This is a genomic window from Kribbella sp. NPDC002412, assembly GCF_053592935.1.
The window spans coordinates 19,871-36,961 of record NZ_JBSFBL010000012.1 but is presented as its reverse complement, the minus strand read 5'-3'; the positions used below and the strand labels follow the sequence as shown (position 1 = coordinate 36,961).

Below are 17,091 nucleotides of genomic sequence, written 5' to 3'. Positions count from 1 at the left end.
TCTAGAGTTTGGCTACCTCCACGGTGGCGCCGTGGTCGCGCAACGGTTGGATCAGGTCTTGAGGGGTCTTCTCGTCCACGATCACCACGTCGAAGTCGGTGAGTGGGGCGAGCCGGTGCAGGGCGGTGCGCTGGAGCTTCGCGTGGTCGACCAGCAGCACCTTGGTCTTGGCGGACCGCAGCATCGCGCGCTTCACCAGGACGATCTCCTCCTCCTGGTGGAAGGCGTGCGTCGGCGACACCGCGGAGACCGAGCAGAACAGCAGGTCGGTGTGCAGCGCCTCGACCGCCTCCGCGCACGGCATCCCGCCGAACGAGTCGTGCGTCGCGGAGTAGATCCCGCCGAGCGCCAGCAGGGTGATGTCCCGCAGTGCGGTCAGCCTGGTGATCGCGGGCAGGAAGTTCGTTGCCACCGTCAACGGGGTGATGTCCTCGAACAGGTCGACGAGGGCCAGCGCGCTGGTCGAGTCGTCGAGCATCACCGACATCCCGGGCTCGATCATCGCGCGGGCGTGCCGCGCGATCGCGGTCTTCTCGGTCTGCGCGGTGTTCAGCCGGTACGCGACGTTGCTCTCGAACACGCTGGTCGGCTGCGCACTGACGCCGCCGCGGTACTTGCGCACCACGCCCTGGCGCTCGAGCTCGTCCAGGTCGCGGTGCACGGTCATCACGCTCACCCCGAACGCCTCGACCAGGTCGTTGGCCGAGACCGAGCCGTGCTCGACGACGTAGGCCGCGATCTCGGCCTGCCGGCGGGCGGGGCGACTCAGCTCGGAGGTGTCACCGTCGACGTCGGATGTCATGCCAGGGTCTCCATTCGTACTGCGGGAACGTTGTACGCCTCGAGACCCACTGTGCCGTCCTGCCACCGGAAACGCACCAACGCCGCGGGACCGAGCGCAGGTAGCAGTCTGCGGTAGTCGTTCAGCCGCAGTCCGAGCACCCGGCAGGTGAGCAGCCGGATCAGGGTGTTGTGCGCGACCACGAGCACCTTCTGGCCCTCGTGCCGCCGCCCGATCTCGTGGAAGACCTCGTGCACCCGGTCGGCCGCCGCGGCCGGGTCCTCCCCGCCGGGGAAGTGGTCGCGGACCGGGTCGAGCTGGAACGCCTTGGCCACCGCCGGCGGCAGCTCGCCGAGCATCTTCCCCTCGGCCGAGCCGAAGTCGACCTCCCGCAGCCGCGCGTCGAGGGTCGGCTCGAGGTTCAGCACCTCGGCCGTCGGCGTGATCGTCTGCCGGGCGCGCAGCATCGGCGAGCACCACAGCACGTCCGGCGCGTAGTCGACCGCCCACTCCTTGAGCTGCTGCGCCTGCCGTACGCCGACCTCGTCGATCGGGAGGTCGGTCGACCCGGTGTACCGGTTGCCGTGGTGCCACTCGGTCCGGCCGTGCCTGGCCAGGACGATCGTCGTCCTCATCCGCGGTACCCCCGTCGATCCAGCTCGGCGACGAACTCGCCGTACAGGTCCTCGAGTTGTCGTGGTCCTGGTTCGAGGATGCGTTCGGTCCTGACCATCCGGCGCGCCGTCTCGGTGAGCGAGCCGCCGGACGACGCGGCGAGCACGGCCATGCCGTACGCCGGATCCGGCGCAGCCGGGAGCTCGACCGGTACGCCGAGGACGTCGGCGCGGAGCTGGTTCCAGTACCCGCTGCGTACGGCGCCGCCGGTCAGCGACACCGATCGGAGCGGCTCCGCGCCGAGGCCGACCACGTGCTCGAAGGCGAGCCGCTCGATGAAGGCCACACCTTGTAGTACCGCGACGTACGTCGCCAAGTCACCGGTCGGGTTGCCGAGGGTGAAACGCTCGGCCTGGGGAGCGACGAAGGGGAATCGTTCGCCGGTCTTCGTGAGCGGGTAGATGACGGCGTCGACCGGACCGGCAGCCTGGTCCAGAGCATCGAGGTCCGCGGTGGGAAGCAGCTCGGTGAGTACGCCGGCCCCCGTGCTGGACGCCCCGCCGGGGAGCCACCCGCCGTCCGGGTGCCGGTGGCTGTAGACGGCGCCGGTGGGGTCGTCGAGGAGATCCTTGCTCACGCCTTTGAGGACGAGCGTCGTGCCGAGGACCGAGTTCCACGCGCCGGGGCTCAGGGCGCCGGCGGCGATCTGGGCGGCGCAGCCGTCGGTCATGCCGGCGTACACGGGGACGCCGGCCGGAGTGCGGCCGAGCTCGGCGCCGGGAAGGACGACGTCGGGGAAGAGGCTCGCCGGGAGGCCGAGCTTGTCGAAGGCGGCCTGTGGCCAGGAGTCGGCAACCAGGTCGTAACCGGTCTTGAGCGCGTGACTGGTGTCGGTGGCGACCGAGTGGCCGACGAGGTGGGCGGCGACGAAGTCGGCGCTGTGGACGATCCGGTGCTGCGCCGACGGGTGCAGCGAGAGGAGCTTCGGGAGCGCCCAGGTCGGCTGCATCGAGGTAGCCCAGCGATTCGGGTCGGCATCCACGATGCGGTCACGCAGGTCGGCTGCACGCGCGTCGTCGTACATCAAAGCCGGGGTGACCGGGCGACCCTGGTCGTCGGTGAGCAGGAAAGTGCCGGAGGTCGAGCAGATCGCGATGCCGTGGAGCTCGGGGCCGGCGACCTCGGCGAGGACCGCGTCGACCGCTTCGAGCCAGCTCTGCGGGTCCTGCTCGTGGCGTGGACCGTCCCGGTGGCTGACCAGCGGTCGCGCGGCACGGGCGGCGACCGCACCGTCGGCATCGACACGGACGGCGCGCACACTCTGCGTGCCGAGGTCAACGCCGATCCAGCTCACGTGCCGCCTCCCGATCCAGTGTTATCTGCGCTGATAACATAACATCAGAAGACGGTAAGAACACGCCAGCCTGCGTCCGAACCCGGACATGACTCGGCTCCCGCAGCTGTGAGGCTTGCGGGAGCCGGGCGGGTCCGGCCGGCTGCGCCTGTACCGGCGGGACGGTCGGAGTGTCGGCTGGTCAGGAGTGCATCAGGACCAGCGCGGGGTCGACGGCGGCGAACTCGACCCGGCCGGCGTCGAGTGCGCCGTACGCACCGATCGGCCCACTCGCCGGGCGGCCGTTGCGGTTGACCCAGAAGCCCCAGCCCGCCGGTGCGTCCGGCCACTCGGGGTCCGGCTCCCAGCCTGGCGGCGGACGCCAGGTGTCACTCGGCGGCTCGGGCCAGTCGGGCGGCGGATTGAATCGATGCACGGGCGGTCCTTCCAGATTCCCCAGCGAGTCTGCCCCAGCAATCTCTGCAGGTCGTGAACTATCTGACAGATCAACGACCTGGTGCCCGGAAAGGTCACGGCTAATTTTGTGTAAAGATTCTCCGGCACACGGCCACCAATCACACCACCGCGCCGGGAGGTAGGCAACCATCCGCTCACCAGGCGGACTGCACGTGCATCCGCACCAGCATTCGACGCCTGTTCGTTGCCGTCGACCGCGTACTTGGTTGCCTAGACCTTCTCGGTCTGGAGGTCCTCGAGGCGAGCGCGGACGCGGTGGTGCTCGGTGAGGGACTCGGCCAGCGCGTAGCCGAGGGAGCGGTAGGCCTCGAAGTCCCATTCGTCGTAGAACTGGTCGCCGGTGGTCCGGCGCGGGAAGTCCGGGTGCCCGGCGGCGTACTGCTCGATGTCCCAGCCGAGGTGGCCGGCCAGCACCGCCTTCACGAAGAAGATCTCGGTCTTGTACGGCTTGTCCTCGCCGTCCTTCAGCGGGTGCGTCGCGATCCCGTACGCCCACGGCCGATCGGCCCTCGGCTTGCTGCCGCGGATCATCGGCGACGGGTCGATGTCGATCTGGATCCCGTGGTCCATCCGGGCGGTCGCGATCGCCTCGGCCAGCGCGGTGAACCGGTCCTCGGGGTCGTTCGACGCGTCGATCACGATCACCTGGGCCGGCTCGCGGCGGAGTGCCTCGACCAGGCCGAGGTTGTCGTAGTGACCGCCGTCGGTCACGTAGATCCGCCGGTCGTACATCGACGGCTGCCCGATCCCCTCCAGCAGCAGCCGGTACGGACCCGGCTTGTCGATCACGCTGCCGACGTACCGCCGTACCTTCGCGAAGTTTCCGCGGACCTCCGGGAACGCCGCCGTGGGCCGGTTGTTCCAGTAGGGGTTCGGCAGCCACACCCCGAGCCGGGCGTTCAGTACGGCGAGCAGCAGCCGGACCGGCCTGGTCCGCGCGTTCACGCGGCCGGTGAGCGGGCTGAACGCGGCGCCGCTGATCGCCATCGCGGCCGGCACCGTCACCTCCCGCTTCAGCACGTCCGCCTCGCGCTCGTAGTCGTCGGTCGCCCGCCGGCCGCCGTCGGGCAGCGACCGGTCGCCGATGATCCCGATCTGCTGGGCGTCGAAGACGAACGGCACGCAGTCGCGCTGGATCGGCACGAAGTCGCCGTCGGACACGTTCGCGACACCGGCGATGACCAGCTGCGGCCCGCCGTCGACCGGCTTCCCCCACTCCGAGTACCGCAGCCGCAGGTGGTAGTCGAGCGCGACGGCCGCGCCGTTGTCCTTCCGCGTGACCAGGAACGCGCGCGACAACCGCTCGCGGTAGAACGAGTGCAGCGACGTCCGGTTCGCGTCGGTGAGCACCTTGATGGCGACCGCGATCGCGGCCAGGATCAGCGCGACGTTCCAGTTCTCCTGGTACCCGGGCTCGGTCGCGTAGCCACCGGTCCAGCGCAGCAGCACGATCACTGCCGCGAGCACGATGATCGCGCTCGCCACCCACGGCGCGAGCTTGGTCCGAGCGAACGCGAGCAGCCGGGCCCGCATGCTGCCCGACTCCTTGCCCTCGACCGCGAGCCCGTTCCAGACCGCCTTGCCCAGCCCGATCAGGACGACGACCAGCGCGCTGAACGACGCGATGCCCTGCTTCGCCGGGTCGACCAACGCCAGCAACGCCGAGGGGAGACTGGATTCACCCGGCAGTTGTGCCAGCAGGTAAAGGCCGCCCGGCACGCCGAGCAGCAGGACGGCAAGGGGTACGCCGAACTTGAGCGCGACGTTCCCGATCGTCGTCAGGATCATCCGGACCACATCGGGCATCCGGGCCCAGCGGTCCCACACCTTCTCCAGCACGAACATCGCCGCGCTCAGCGCGAGCGGGAACAGCGACAGCCCGAGGAAGAACCAGGAGTCGTTCGGCCGCCAGTCGATCGCGATCCCGCCGTCGCCCGGCAGGACCACCTGCTGGTCGGCGAGGAACCAGCCGAGCACCCAGGCAATCGCGCGCAGCGTGATCCCGATCAGCAGCAGGTTGACGACCAGCCCGAACAGCACCGACAACGCGGCCCGGAACATCGCCCGGCCGCCCTGCAACAGGTACCGGGTCTGCCGCCGCAACCGCGCGAGCTCCGGCGAGCCGGGCGAGAACGGGTCGGCGCAGGTCCGCCGGAGGATATGGAACGCGGCGGCCATGTAGCCGCCGCCACTGACGCCGATCACACTCGACGCCTTGTCGTACAAGCCCTTCTCCCGCAGGAGTTGCAGGGCGCCGAGGCAGAACGACGCCGACCGGATCCCGCCGCCGGAGCAGGTGATCACCAACTGGCCGGCGTCCTTGCCGTCGTCCCTGATCCGTTTGAACGTCGCCGGCGGGTCGAGGCGGACGCCGTACAACGTGCGTTGCCCGAAGCGGCTGGTGGCGAAGAGTGCGACGGCGAGGACGACTGCGCCGACGAGTCCGGTGCCGCGCATCAGCCAGGTGAGCCAGCCGGTCGACAGATCGGCGCACGACGTGCCGAGCTCGTTCCACAGCCGGACGTCCTCGACGATGTCCAGCAGCGCGGCGACGAAGACGATCCACGACCCGACTGCCGCGATCTGCTTCCAGGACTGGCGACTCAGGAACTTGACGTACTTGTAGGCCCGGTACGCCGCGTAGACGTAGGCCATGATGAACGTCGCGTCGACCAGCAACGACAGCCGGCCGGGCACCTCACAGCCGAGCGCCGAGCCGGCCGCGTCGTGCACCGCGTCGCGCATCGGCCACTGGACCACGGCGAGCACGACAGCGAGTTGAAGTGTCCTGGTGAACGTCCGGCGCCGGCCGATCTGTTCGATCGTGGCGTCGCCTTTCGTGCCCTCCGATTCCCCGAGCATCGCCCCATGATGCCGGTCGTGCAGTTCAGGCGGCGACTCGAGACTCACTGATGCGTGTCAGCGGCTCGGCCGGGGTACGGCGGTTCCCGGCCTTCGATGCTCGTGTGAAGGGTTTACAACGATGGTAAAGACGCAGTACAAACGATGGGACCGGTCCGCCCCTCCGGCTCGAGAGGTACTGCCATGACGTTCTTCCGCCCCGCAGTGGCCTTGGCTGTTTCCGTCGTACTGCTGCTGACCGGCGCCGTACCGGCGTCGTCGGCGCGGCAATTGGAGAGTGCTGTGCAGTCACAGACCTTCCGCAACCCGGTCAACCCGTCGGCCGACCCGTCGCTGATGTTCCACAACGGCAGGTACTACGTCGCGACCACCCGTGGCGACCGGATCGGGATCTGGTCGTCGCCCAGCCTGGCGACCCTGCTGGTGCAGCCGGAGCAGGTGGTCTGGCGGGACTCGGACCCGAGCCGCAACACGCAGATGTGGGCGCCGGCGTTCCGGCAGGTCGGCGGCCGTTGGTACATCTACTACACGGCCTCCGACGGCGTGGACGCCAACCACCGGATGTACGTGATCGAGTCCGAGGGCGACAACCCGCTCGGTCCGTACCACTTCAAGGCGAAGATCGCGGACTTCGGCGAGTACGCGATCGACGGCGAGCCGATCACGGTGAACGGGCAGCAGTACTTCGTCTGGACCGGGCCGGGCCGTGGTCAGGGCGGACCGGCGCAGCTCTACGTCGCGCGGATGAGCAACCCGTGGACGGTGACCGGCGGCCGGGTCGCGATTCCCGCCGCCGGCGGCTGCAGCGAGGTGCGCGAGGGACCGACACCGATCTACGGCAACGGGCGCGTGTTCCTCACCTACTCGTCCTGCGACACCGGGAAGCCGGACTACCAACTGTGGATGAAGAGCATCGCGAACGGCGCCGACCCGATGGTCGCGGCGAACTGGGTGCAGCACCCCGGCCCGATCTTCTCCCGCAACGACGCGACCGGCGTGTGGGGTCCGGGTCACCACTCGTTCTTCAAGTCGCCGGACGGGACCGAGGACTGGATCGCGTACCACGGCAAGAACACCAGCACCTACACGTACTCCTTCCGCACCAGCCGGGCGCAGAAGATCAGCTGGAACGCCGACGGCACCCCGAACCTCGGCCGGCCGCTGGCCGCGGGCGCGACGCAGAACCTGCCGTCCGGTGATCCCGGTTCGGCGAACTACTGGATCAACGACACCGACAGCACGGTCGTGTACAGCGGCAACTGGAGCTCGGGATCGGGCTGCGGGAACCAGTGCTTCTGGGGCAACGACCACTGGAGCGGCGTTCGGGACGCCTCCGCGACCATCCATTTCAACGGCACCAAGGTCGCGCTGCTCAGCGTCGCCGACGTGGGCAACGGGATCGCCGCGATCTCCATCGACGGCGGCCCGGAACAGCGGATCGACTACTACAGCTCGATCCGCGTCGGCGAGCAGCTGATGTACGTCAGCCCGACGCTCGCACCCGGCGCTCACACCGTGCGCGTCCGGGTCACCGGCGACAAGAACCCGGCCTCCAGCAGCACAGTCATCAGCCTGGACCGCATCGAGGTCTACTGACGAGCTCAGGTACGCCGGACGGCGAGTCCGTCGACCTGGTAGACCTTGCTCGCCACCCTCGTGGTCAGGAGTACCGAACCGGTCAGGAAGGTCGCCGGCACGGGGAGCGGCACAACGGCCTGGTACTCGGTCGTCGCCTTGTACAGGTTCACAGCACCCACGTACTTGCCGTTGTAGTAGACGTTCAGGCCGCCGCAGGTCGCGCACTTCGTCGCGATCAGGAACATCCGCTTCGCCTGCACACTGCGGGAGACGGAGATGCCCTTCGCAGTGGTGACGGTCGCGGTGCCCAAGTAGTAGGCGCGATGAGTGGCCCGGACCCAGCCCTTGGCGGCGCCCATCAGGCGGTCGTCCGAAGGCCGGGAGAAGCACTTGTCGGCTGTCCACCCGGACACGTTGCCGGCGATGTCGCGGGCCCGGACCGACACGCAGTACTCGTAGCCTGCCGCGACACCGATCGCGACGGAGGTGGCCGTCGTACCGGACTTGACCGGCGCATAGGCGCCGAAAGTGCCCGCGGTGGATGCGATCCGCCAGCGAACGTCGTACGAACCGATGCCGTTGTCGTCGGCCCCGGCGTAGGTGACGGTGGCCGTGGCGGCCTTCGTCACGTCGAACGTCGGTCCAGTGATCTTGACGCTCGGCGCCGCGGAGTCGACTTGGAGCCAGCGGACGGCTGTGGAGCCGCGTCCGCCCGGCTCGACGGCCCAGACCCGCAGGACGTGCAGGCCGGGCGAGACGCCTGTCTTCTGGAACGGCGACGGCGGACATGGTTCCGTCTTCACCCCGTCGAACTCGCAACTCACGTAGGGCGAGACCAGCCCGGTCGTGTCGAAGGGGATCGTCAGGTTCGGCCCGACGAAAGCTGTGGTCGGCTTGATCGTGATCCGTGGGCCCTGCCAGACGGCCGACTCGACCAGTTCCCCGGCCGGCGGGTCGAAGAGCTGCGCGTTGACGTACGGCCGTCCGTCGTTGACCGGGATCTGCTGGAGGGTGCTTCCGGACTCCGTACGGCGGGTGGCGAGCAGGAGGTTGGAGCTCGCCCATCTGAGCGACTCCCCACTCGTGCCGAACGGGTAATTCGGGACGGGCGTGCCCCCACCGACCGGAATCACGTTCACCGAGGTGTTCTTGAAGTAGGCGATCCACAGACCGTTCGGTGACGCGACCGGGTGCTGCGCCAGCTCGGTGCCGGCGTACGTGGTCAGTACCGCGCCGCCCGGTTTGGCCTGGATCCGTTGCAGTTTGCCCTGCGCCTGCTCCTTGACGACCAACGTCTGGTTGTCGGGCAGCCAGGACGGCGCGGCCAGGCCGCAGCCGACGCGGATCGGTGTGCCGCCGGTCGCGCCGATGACCTCGACGCAGGAGGTGTCGTTCTGCTCGCGTTCGAAGGCGATCCGGGTGCCGTCCGGTGACCACGACTTCACCGTGATCCCGCTCGACCCGGCCAGGATTCTCACCGGCTGCGCGTGCGGAACGACCGCCGAGACCGTCCACAGGCTCGTCTGCCCCTGCGAGAAGACGACCTGCCGTCCGTCGGCCGACGCCGCGATCGCCTTGTCGACGTCCTGGGTCGGGCCCGAGGTGGCGAGCGGAATGATCTGGGTTGCTCCCTGGACGGCGATCTGGCCGAGGAACGTGCGGCTGACGCCGTCGGTCGTCACGGTGTGCGCGACGGTGACGGCATCGGTCTGCGCCACGACGGCGGCGCCCGGCACCGTGTCGGCCGGTCCGGGAACGCTGGCCGGCCCCTCGCCATCGGCGTTGACCGCGGCGACGGAGTACGTCGCACCGGGGAGCCGCTCGGTGTCCTGCCAGTTGAAGGTGGTGCCCGCGGCGCGCGGCACGGTGTAAGAGGTCTCGGTCCCGTTCACGGTGCGGCGAACGACGAAGCCGGTCACCCCGTCCGTGGTCCCTTCGTCCGCGGGAAGGTTCCAGGCGAGGTCGATCCCGGTGAAGGTGCCCTTCACCCGCACCCCGAGCGGCACCGATGGAACCGACTCCACCTGCTGGGTCGAGGTGGAGAAGCCGGTGACCGCCGTCGCCGGAACAGCCGCGGTCAGAACGACGGCCGACAGCGCCATCGGCGCGGCGAAGCGCAGGAACGTGCGCAGAGGGAACCCCCCAGAAGTCGGAGCGGCGGAAAGATGGCCGCGCTCTGCTATCGGCCAGGCCAGCCGAACGTTACAACTGGGGTCCGTCAACGGGCTCTGAGGTACTCGGCTGGACAGCTACGTCGAGGGTTTGTTCATCGACGAGTGCTTCGCGTCGATCCGGGAGCACGGCGGGTTCTTCCCCGTCCACTCCGGCGGCTACCGGGGCGCAGTACGCGGAAAGTACGGCTACACCGCTACGGCCCTTCATGGGGCAACACCCGCTACGGCTACCAGTACTCCGACGCCCTGCTGTCCCGCCTCACCAAAGAACAACAAGCCATCCCACCCCGCCACCCCTGAAGCCCACCACTATTTGCCCCGTGGGCGCTCATCCGGGCCCGCCGAAGCCTCACCATCTGAGGGTGACGGGGCCGAGGAGGCCGGAGGTGTTTTGGTTGGGGAAGACGAAGTGGGTGGGGCTGATCGCGTCCAGGTGGGGTGCTGCCGTGTTGAAGACTTCGATGGTGAGGGTGTGGTTGCCGGGAGCCACGTTTGTGAGGTCGAAGGTGTACGGCGAGCAGAAGCGGGTGCCGATCGAGATGCCGTCGACGAGAACTTCTGCGGTGCCGCGGACGCTACCAAGATCGAGGGTTGCGGTGTCGGGGAGGGTGATCGTCCGGGTGTAGCGGACGCCGCCGGAGTACTCGGCGAGGCCGTGGGATTGCCAGTCACCCAAGGGGATTCTGCCGGAGCCGACGGTGGCGCGGATCGGGCCGGTTAGGGCGGCGCCGGATTCGTGGCCGGGGGTGGTCATCACGGTGAGCCAACCGGTTCGAGCGCCGGACGGTACGTCGGCGACCAGCGTGCCGGATGGCGAGCGGCCGGTACGTTCGGAGGACGGGCTTGGCCCGGTGGCGAGTTGGACACCGTCGACCGAGAGGACGGCTTCGCCGACCACGTCGACCTCCAGGCGGGTGGTGCCTGGTGGGAGGTCGAAGCGCAGGTGTTCGATCCGATCCGACGTCGGGCGAGGTACGGCGAAAGTGATCGGCTCGACCACATCGGTCGCCGTGCCGTCGAGCCACGCGGCACCCGGCAGCGGATGCGGTCGGCGGGTTAGGTGGAGGTCGGGGAGCGAGCGGTGCCAGGGGCGGCGGCGTACGGTGTCGACCGATGTGCCGTCGACTGTTGCGGTCCAGTCGTGGTCGGAGATTGCCAGGCCGTCCACCAGGATCGGGGTTGGGCGGGTGACCTCGACGACGATGGTGTTCTCCACGCCCGGCCGGAGTGCGGGAGCGGCGTCGTAGCGGCGTACCCGGGGAGTCGGGCGCTCGTACGGCATGAAGCCGCCCTGACGGCCGACCTCCACGTCGTTGACAAGCACCCGCGCCGCGCCCCACGCGGTCAACGTGAGCTCAGTGCAATCCCCCGGTACGACGGTCGTGCTGTAGCTGATCGCGGACCCGGCAGAGGCCGCGGCGATCCACGAAGGCCGGCGGTACGCCGCGAGGTCCCGGACGAACGCCACATTCGCCCGAAGCTGCAACTCCTCGTCGGGAGTCAATCGCAGTTCGAGTTGATGCGTGCCGGCGTCGAGCGTCACTGGGACCGAGCCGACGTACCCACCGTCATCGACGATCGGCAGCGGCCGGCCATCGATCAGCAACTCCTTGGCCGCCGGCGCACTGACAACCACAGTGCTCTCCAAGGCCGAAGCCAAGTCGAACGCCGCGGTGAACGTCACCGTCCGGCCGGCAGCGACAGTCCCGAAGTCCAGGAAGTCTTCGGGGACGTGACCCTTCGGGCCGAGTGCGTGGTGGTGGATATGGTCCTTGCGAATGCCTCGTGACTCGGAATACTCAACCGGCTGACCGTCGATCAGCCCATGCGGCCCGAAGGTGGCGTGCGCCGGCTGCAAGTCGTCCGAGCCGTCGACCCGATGCTCGAGCGCCCAACGCTCGACCACGACATCACCAGAAGGCGCCGAAGCCGGCCAAGCGAAGTCACCCCAGGTGTTGTCGAGCGTAGGAACGAGCTCAGACTCCCAGTCACCGGACAACGTCTCCACATGCTGTGGTCCGGAAGCCGGCAAGTCGTCAACCGGCGCATTGCCTTCGGCAAACACCACGAGGGCCGCAGGCCCAGCCGCGAAGGGCACGGCGACCTCGGCGATCCCACTCTCATCCAGCTTGTAGGCAAGGGGTTTCGACGACCCGTCGAACGGCGACACAAGCACCGGAGGTCCCGGCAAGTCGCGCACTCGGAGCCGGACCTCGTCCCGGTACCGCGCCGGATCGAAGGAGTACCCGACCCGAGCCCACTCGTGACTGATCCCCCGCCCAACGGGTTGACCGTCGATCTCCGTGGCACTCCACTCGGTCGGCGTGACGAACACGACCAGCGCCCCGTCGACCTCCCGGGTCAGCACCGGCACCTCCGCCTCCACCCGCCGCGGCACCCGGGCCAGCACCTCAGGAACATCCGCCGCCGACTCGACCACCACAGCCCCGGACAACCCATCAGGTACGGCGCCAACAGCAACAACCAACCCACCGGCGGCAACGAACTCGTTCAACCGCTCAGCGACCGCATCCTCGAGCACCGTTGCCGCAGGCAACACGACGGTGGCGTACGACTCGGACGCAACCGTCAACCGCGCCCCACCGACAACCTCGGCCCCCGCCAGCGACTCGTCGTCGATCACGTCCGCATCGATCCGAGCCTGGTCCAGCACACCCAGCACCGGTGCGAACCACGTCGCGTCCCCGATCAACTCCCGATACACCGCCTGAGCCCGCAACGCATCCGGCCCGGGCCCGTCCATCGTCAAGTCGGACTGCGCCGTCGCGTTCGGGAACAGTACGGCGACCTCGCAAACATGCCGCCCCAACGACAACGCCGCGCACAACCGCGTCATCGCATCCGCAAACGCCTTGTGATGGCGCCAGTACGGCTGCCGCCAGTCGGTCGATGGCGGCGCCCACTCCCACCACCCGGCCCGGGTCGTGTAGTAGACGGCATGCGGGTTGTAGAGCGTCGCCCCGGTCCGCAACCACGGCAGCAACCAGTCGAACGTCTCCTCCAACGTCCCACCCCACCCGGTGGAGTGGAACGCCTCGATCCAAGTCCTCGGCCGCTCGTACAGGTGCGCCAACGACGAGTGGATCCGCGCATCCCCGTGATGGTCGGACCCCGGTGCACTGAACCACCGGTGCGTCCGCGCGTAGTCGGCGTACAGCTCGACACCTTCGACCGGCAACCCGGCCCGCGCCGGGTCCTGCTGGTCGCAGCCCACGATCAGCCCGTGCTTCTCGTGCCACTCGTGCAACGGCTTGAAGAATGCCTCCTCCGCCAGCGAAGCCCGGAGCGCGTGGTAGTCCCGCCGTACCCGAGCCCCATCGGGTACGGCGAGGTCCCACAGCGCATCGAGTCGGTCCCGGAGGTCGTACCCGTACCGTGCTTCGAATCGCGCAGCGAAGTCGGCGGACCAGGTCGGCACCGATGGCAGCTCGTCCTGGAACGACCCGACCACGACCTTCCCGAGGCGATCCCCGAGCCGCCGCTCGAACTCACCGTGCACCTGGTCGAGCAACGCCGCACAGGCCGACGGACTCAGGTAGTCGAACCCGTGGTCCGTCTCGTAGTACAACGACAACTCCGACTCGACATCCGCCTCACACGAGGCGCCGCCGCCATCGACGACCACGTCAACAGCCGACGAAACCGACGCCGAGATCACCCGGCCACCCGGCGGACACCGCAGGTCGAGCCGGCCGGTCCCGCTGACCGTCGAACGCTGCAACCGCCGGCCGGCGTACGCAGGCTGCCGAGCCACCAATCGCGCCTGGATGTCCGCACCCGAGAACCCGAGCTGGTCGTAGAACCACAGCGACACCCCCAGCTCCGCGGCATCGTCACAAACCCCGAGGAACACCGACCACCACCGTTCCGAGAAGAACGGCGGGTCGTCCGCGTCGCACCCGTGGTCCGACCCGGCCGGCGCCAGGTTCAGGACGACGAGCTGGTACACCCCGCCTTCGACGAACCGCTCCAGCTGCCAGCGCAGCCGGGCCGGGTCGAGCGGCTCGCCGCTCCACCACCAGATGGGCGCAGGTGAGTGGGACCTGGGCGGATCGGCGAGGACCGACGCCAGGCGAGGGGGAAGTGCCACGGTTATCCCTTCAGGCCGCTGGAGAAGCCGCGGATGACGTACCGCTGGAGGACCAGGAAGACGAGCAGGATGGGCAGCGCGGCGAGCACCAGGCCGGCGGCGACGAGCCCGTAGTCGGAGGTGTACTCGTTGACGAAGGCAAACACCCGGACCGGGACGGTCTCCCGGCCGGAGCCGCCGAGGTACAGCAGCGGGGTGAAGAAGTCGTTCCAGATGTGCACCGCGTTGAGGATCAGCACCGTGCCGGTGATCGGCCGCAACAGCGGGAAGATCACGTACCCGAACGCCTGCAGGTGCGAGGCGCCGTCGATCAGCGCGGCGTTGGTGTAGTCGGCCGGCAGCGACCGGATGAACCCGGTGTAGAGGAACACCGTGAACGGCAGCTGGATGCCGGTGTAGAACAGGATCATCCCCTGGTACGTGCCGAGCAGTCCCAGGTCGTTGACCAGCTGGTACAGCGGGATCATCCCGAGCTGGAACGGCAGGATGATGCCGACCAGGAACAGGATGTACAGGCTGTAGCTCAGCCGGGACGCCGTCCGGGCCAGGAAGTACGCCGCCAGCGACCCGAGCACGATCAGGATGACCACGCTCGACACCGTGATCAGCGTGCTGTTCAGCAACGCGGACCCGAGCGAGGCCGACTGCCACGCCTCGCTGAAGCTGCCGACCGACGGCGGGTTGGGCACCGACAGCGGTTCGTTCGCGATCTGCTCCGGGTCCTTGAACGCCAGCGTCACCAGCGCGTAGACCGGGAACAGGAACGCGATCGCGACCGCGATCATGACGAGCTCACGCACCAGCGTGCGCGGGCGGTAGCCGGTCCTCATGCCGTCGTCTCCCTCGAGCGCAGGTAGCCGAGCTGGATGAAGGAGACGGCCGCGACGAAGATCGCCAGCACCAGCGCGACCGCGGTGCTGTAGCCGAACTTCCCGAACACGAACGCCTGCTTGTAGAGCACCGTCGACAGCGTGTCCGTCGCGTAGCCGGGACCGCCGTTCGTCATCGCGATGATCTGGGTGAACAGCGTCAGCCCGCCGACCGTCGACAGCATCACGTTGATCGTCGTCGCCGGTGCGAGCAGCGGCCAGGTGATGTGCCGGAACCGAGCGAACAGCCCGGCGCCGTCCACCATCGCGGACTCCTGCAGCTCCTGCGGCACGCCTTCCAGCCCGGCCAGGAAGATCACCATCGAGTACCCGGCGCACTGCCAGATCACCGTGAACGCGACCGACCAGATCGCCAGCGACGGATCACCGAGCCAGTCCTGGCGCAGCGCCCCGAGCCCGATCGCGTTCAGCGCGGCGTTCAGCCCCGCGTCCGGCGCCGGGTTGTAGACGTACTTCCACAGGAACGACACCATCACCGGGCTGACCACGACAGGCGCGAAGAAGATCACCCGCAGCGCCATCCGGCTCTTGATCCCGGTGTGGACGCCGAGTGCGAGCAGCAGGCCGATCCCGTTCTGCACGACGACGATCGCGACGGTCAGCAGCAGCGTGTTGCGTAAGGCGCCCAGCGCCTGGTCGTCGTGCACGAGCTGTTTGAAGTTCTCCAGCCCGACGAACGACCGCTGCTCCCCCACCCCGGACCAGTCCGTGAACGCCGACCCCGCCCCGGCGATGCTCGGGTACAGCATCACCAGCGCGTAGACCAGCAACGCCGGCACCGCGAACAACCACGGCGGCGAGATCCCGCCGCCGCGACGCCGTGATGCCTTCACGGCGTCGCGTCGTACCGCCTGCAAGGAAACTGTCATGCGCTCTTCCGGTAGGCCTCGTCCATCTTCTTCAGGGCGCCGTCGACCGTGGTCTTGCCGCCGAGGAGCTCCTGGACGACGGCGAAGTGGGTGGGCTGGACCTCGGCGTTCGGCCAGCGCTGGTCCATGAACGGGACGGCCTTGTTGTCCTTCAGGTAGGGCAGGAACGGCTTCAGGACCGGGTCCACCTTGGCCTCGCCGTCGGAGTACAGCGGGACGCAGGCGACCGCCTCGGCCCAGGCGTTCACGACGTCCGGCTGGCCGCAGTACTCGATGAACTTCTTCGCCTGGTCGGCCTTCTTGCTCTTCGCGCTGATCGCGATGCCGACCACGACCCCGCCGGGGATCCAGTTGTCCGCCTCGACGTCGGTGGCCGGGAACGGGAACATGCCCAGGTCGTCCGGCGACGGCGCGGCCTCGCGGAAGGCCTGCAGTACGGCGGACACCTGCACGGCCATCGCGGCCTTGCCGGTGCCGACCATCGAGGTGGCCTGCTCGTACGTCGTCCCGTTCGGGTTGTCGTTGAAGAAGCCCTTCTTCTGCAGCTCGAGGTACTTGTCCATCGCGTCGGCCCAGCCGGAGTCGGCGAACGACGCGCGGCCGGCGGTCATCTTGTCGTCGAAGTCCGGCGTCCTCGCGTAGACCGTGCCGGGCACCAGCGCGTAGTCGATCAGCTGGGTCACCCACGGGGTCTGGGCGCCGAGCGCGATCGGGACGATGCCCTTCTTCTTCAGCTTGTCGCAGACCGCGAGCAGCTCCGACCAGGTCTTCGGCGGCTCGACGCCGGCGGTCGCGAACGCCTTCTTGTTGTAGATCGCGCCGAGCACGCTGGTGCCGGGCGAGAAGATGAACGTCTTGCCGTCGTTCTGGAACGCGCCCTTGAAGCCGGTCGGGATCTTCTGCGTCCAGGACTGGTCGCTGAGGTCGGCGAGCAGGTTCGCCTTGCTCAGCTGGACCATCGACATCGCGCTGCCGTTGCCCGGGTAGACCGCGTGCAGGTCGGGCGCGTTCCCGGCCGCGAGCTGGGCGCGGAGCGCGGTCTGCAGCTGGTCGGCGGGTGAGAACGAGAGGTTGAAGTCGAAGTCGGAGTGCGCCTTCTTGTAGTCGTCCAGTGCCTTGCGCAGACCGGCCTCCTGGCTGCCGGCGCCGATCACCTTCAGCTGGCCGCCGGACGACGACGAGCCGCCGTTCCCGCCGCCACAGGCAGCGAGCGTGCCGACGGCGGCCGCGCCGCCCATCAGCTGCAGGAGCCGCCTCCGACTGACGGACTGATCGAATGCCATGGGTTCCTCCTGAGCCGCGGGGCGAGAGCCCCTGAAATACCGCCTGGTGATGTGAAGTAATCGCGAAGTCGTGTTACTTTCTTCACGCGGGACGCTACGGACGGCCCGGAGGGGTGTC

The 17,091-nt window shown here is 68.7% G+C and carries 11 protein-coding genes; 1 reads left to right on the top strand and 10 read right to left on the bottom strand.

Going from position 1 to position 17,091, the window contains the following annotated elements; genetic code table 11:
- Window position 1 precedes the first annotated feature (1 nt).
- From ACWCOV_RS12350 to ACWCOV_RS12330, 5 genes are all read right to left on the bottom strand, one after another.
- On the bottom strand, window positions 2-802 hold the full coding sequence (locus ACWCOV_RS12350) for a DeoR/GlpR family DNA-binding transcription regulator (RefSeq protein ID WP_449829332.1): 801 nt from the start codon (window positions 800-802) through the stop codon (window positions 2-4).
- The gene (locus tag ACWCOV_RS12345) at window positions 799-1,416 is read right to left on the bottom strand and encodes a histidine phosphatase family protein (protein ID WP_449829331.1); all 618 of its coding nucleotides are present in this window, start codon (window positions 1,414-1,416) and stop codon (window positions 799-801) included. Before ACWCOV_RS12345 ends, ACWCOV_RS12350 begins: the two co-directional genes overlap by 4 nt.
- Window positions 1,413-2,750: an FGGY-family carbohydrate kinase gene (locus tag ACWCOV_RS12340; RefSeq protein ID WP_449829330.1), complete on the bottom strand. Its 1,338-nt coding sequence runs from the start codon at window positions 2,748-2,750 to the stop codon at window positions 1,413-1,415. Before ACWCOV_RS12340 ends, ACWCOV_RS12345 begins: the two co-directional genes overlap by 4 nt.
- A gap of 181 nt (window positions 2,751-2,931) precedes the next feature.
- Window positions 2,932-3,165, bottom strand: coding sequence for a hypothetical protein (locus tag ACWCOV_RS12335; protein ID WP_449829329.1), 234 nt, complete (start codon window positions 3,163-3,165; stop codon window positions 2,932-2,934).
- A gap of 251 nt (window positions 3,166-3,416) precedes the next feature.
- Window positions 3,417-6,068, bottom strand: coding sequence for a hypothetical protein (locus ACWCOV_RS12330; RefSeq protein WP_449829328.1), 2,652 nt, complete (start codon window positions 6,066-6,068; stop codon window positions 3,417-3,419).
- A 183-nt stretch (window positions 6,069-6,251) separates the two neighbouring features.
- Here ACWCOV_RS12330 and ACWCOV_RS12325 point away from each other — a divergent pair, with 183 nt between their 5' ends.
- Window positions 6,252-7,664, top strand: a complete 1,413-nt coding sequence (locus ACWCOV_RS12325) for a family 43 glycosylhydrolase (RefSeq protein ID WP_449829327.1) — start codon at window positions 6,252-6,254, stop codon at window positions 7,662-7,664.
- Between the two features lie 5 nt (window positions 7,665-7,669).
- On the opposite strand, the gene ACWCOV_RS12320 is transcribed toward ACWCOV_RS12325, so the two are convergent.
- The 5 genes from ACWCOV_RS12320 to ACWCOV_RS12300 all read right to left on the bottom strand — a co-directional run bounded on the left by ACWCOV_RS12320 (window position 7,670) and on the right by ACWCOV_RS12300 (window position 16,973).
- The gene (locus ACWCOV_RS12320; protein WP_449829326.1) at window positions 7,670-9,748 is read right to left on the bottom strand and encodes a hypothetical protein; all 2,079 of its coding nucleotides are present in this window, start codon (window positions 9,746-9,748) and stop codon (window positions 7,670-7,672) included.
- Window positions 9,749-10,169: 421 nt separating this feature from the next.
- Window positions 10,170-13,931, bottom strand: coding sequence for a hypothetical protein (locus ACWCOV_RS12315; protein ID WP_449829325.1), 3,762 nt, complete (start codon window positions 13,929-13,931; stop codon window positions 10,170-10,172).
- 2 nt (window positions 13,932-13,933) lie between these two features.
- Window positions 13,934-14,761 (bottom strand): carbohydrate ABC transporter permease, encoded by an 828-nt coding sequence (locus ACWCOV_RS12310; RefSeq protein WP_449829324.1) that lies wholly within the window; start codon window positions 14,759-14,761, stop codon window positions 13,934-13,936.
- A complete protein-coding gene (locus tag ACWCOV_RS12305; protein ID WP_449829323.1) occupies window positions 14,758-15,690 on the bottom strand; it encodes a carbohydrate ABC transporter permease in 933 nt (310 codons plus the stop codon). The genes ACWCOV_RS12310 and ACWCOV_RS12305 overlap by 4 nt, the downstream gene beginning before the upstream one ends.
- Entirely contained in the window at window positions 15,687-16,973 is a 1,287-nt protein-coding gene (locus ACWCOV_RS12300) for an ABC transporter substrate-binding protein (protein ID WP_449829322.1), read from the bottom strand. The genes ACWCOV_RS12305 and ACWCOV_RS12300 overlap by 4 nt, the downstream gene beginning before the upstream one ends.
- Window positions 16,974-17,091: the final 118 nt, after the last annotated feature.

Coding starts and splice junctions, on each gene's coding strand:
- ACWCOV_RS12325 (WP_449829327.1), top strand. CDS start 6,252: ATGACGTTCTTCCGCCCCGCAGTGGCCTTGGCTGTTTCCGTCGTACTG.
- ACWCOV_RS12350 (WP_449829332.1), bottom strand. CDS start 802: ATGACATCCGACGTCGACGGTGACACCTCCGAGCTGAGTCGCCCCGCC.
- ACWCOV_RS12310 (WP_449829324.1), bottom strand. CDS start 14,761: ATGAGGACCGGCTACCGCCCGCGCACGCTGGTGCGTGAGCTCGTCATG.
- ACWCOV_RS12300 (WP_449829322.1), bottom strand. CDS start 16,973: ATGGCATTCGATCAGTCCGTCAGTCGGAGGCGGCTCCTGCAGCTGATG.
- ACWCOV_RS12305 (WP_449829323.1), bottom strand. CDS start 15,690: ATGACAGTTTCCTTGCAGGCGGTACGACGCGACGCCGTGAAGGCATCA.
- ACWCOV_RS12345 (WP_449829331.1), bottom strand. CDS start 1,416: ATGAGGACGACGATCGTCCTGGCCAGGCACGGCCGGACCGAGTGGCAC.
- ACWCOV_RS12330 (WP_449829328.1), bottom strand. CDS start 6,068: ATGCTCGGGGAATCGGAGGGCACGAAAGGCGACGCCACGATCGAACAG.
- ACWCOV_RS12320 (WP_449829326.1), bottom strand. CDS start 9,748: ATGGCGCTGTCGGCCGTCGTTCTGACCGCGGCTGTTCCGGCGACGGCG.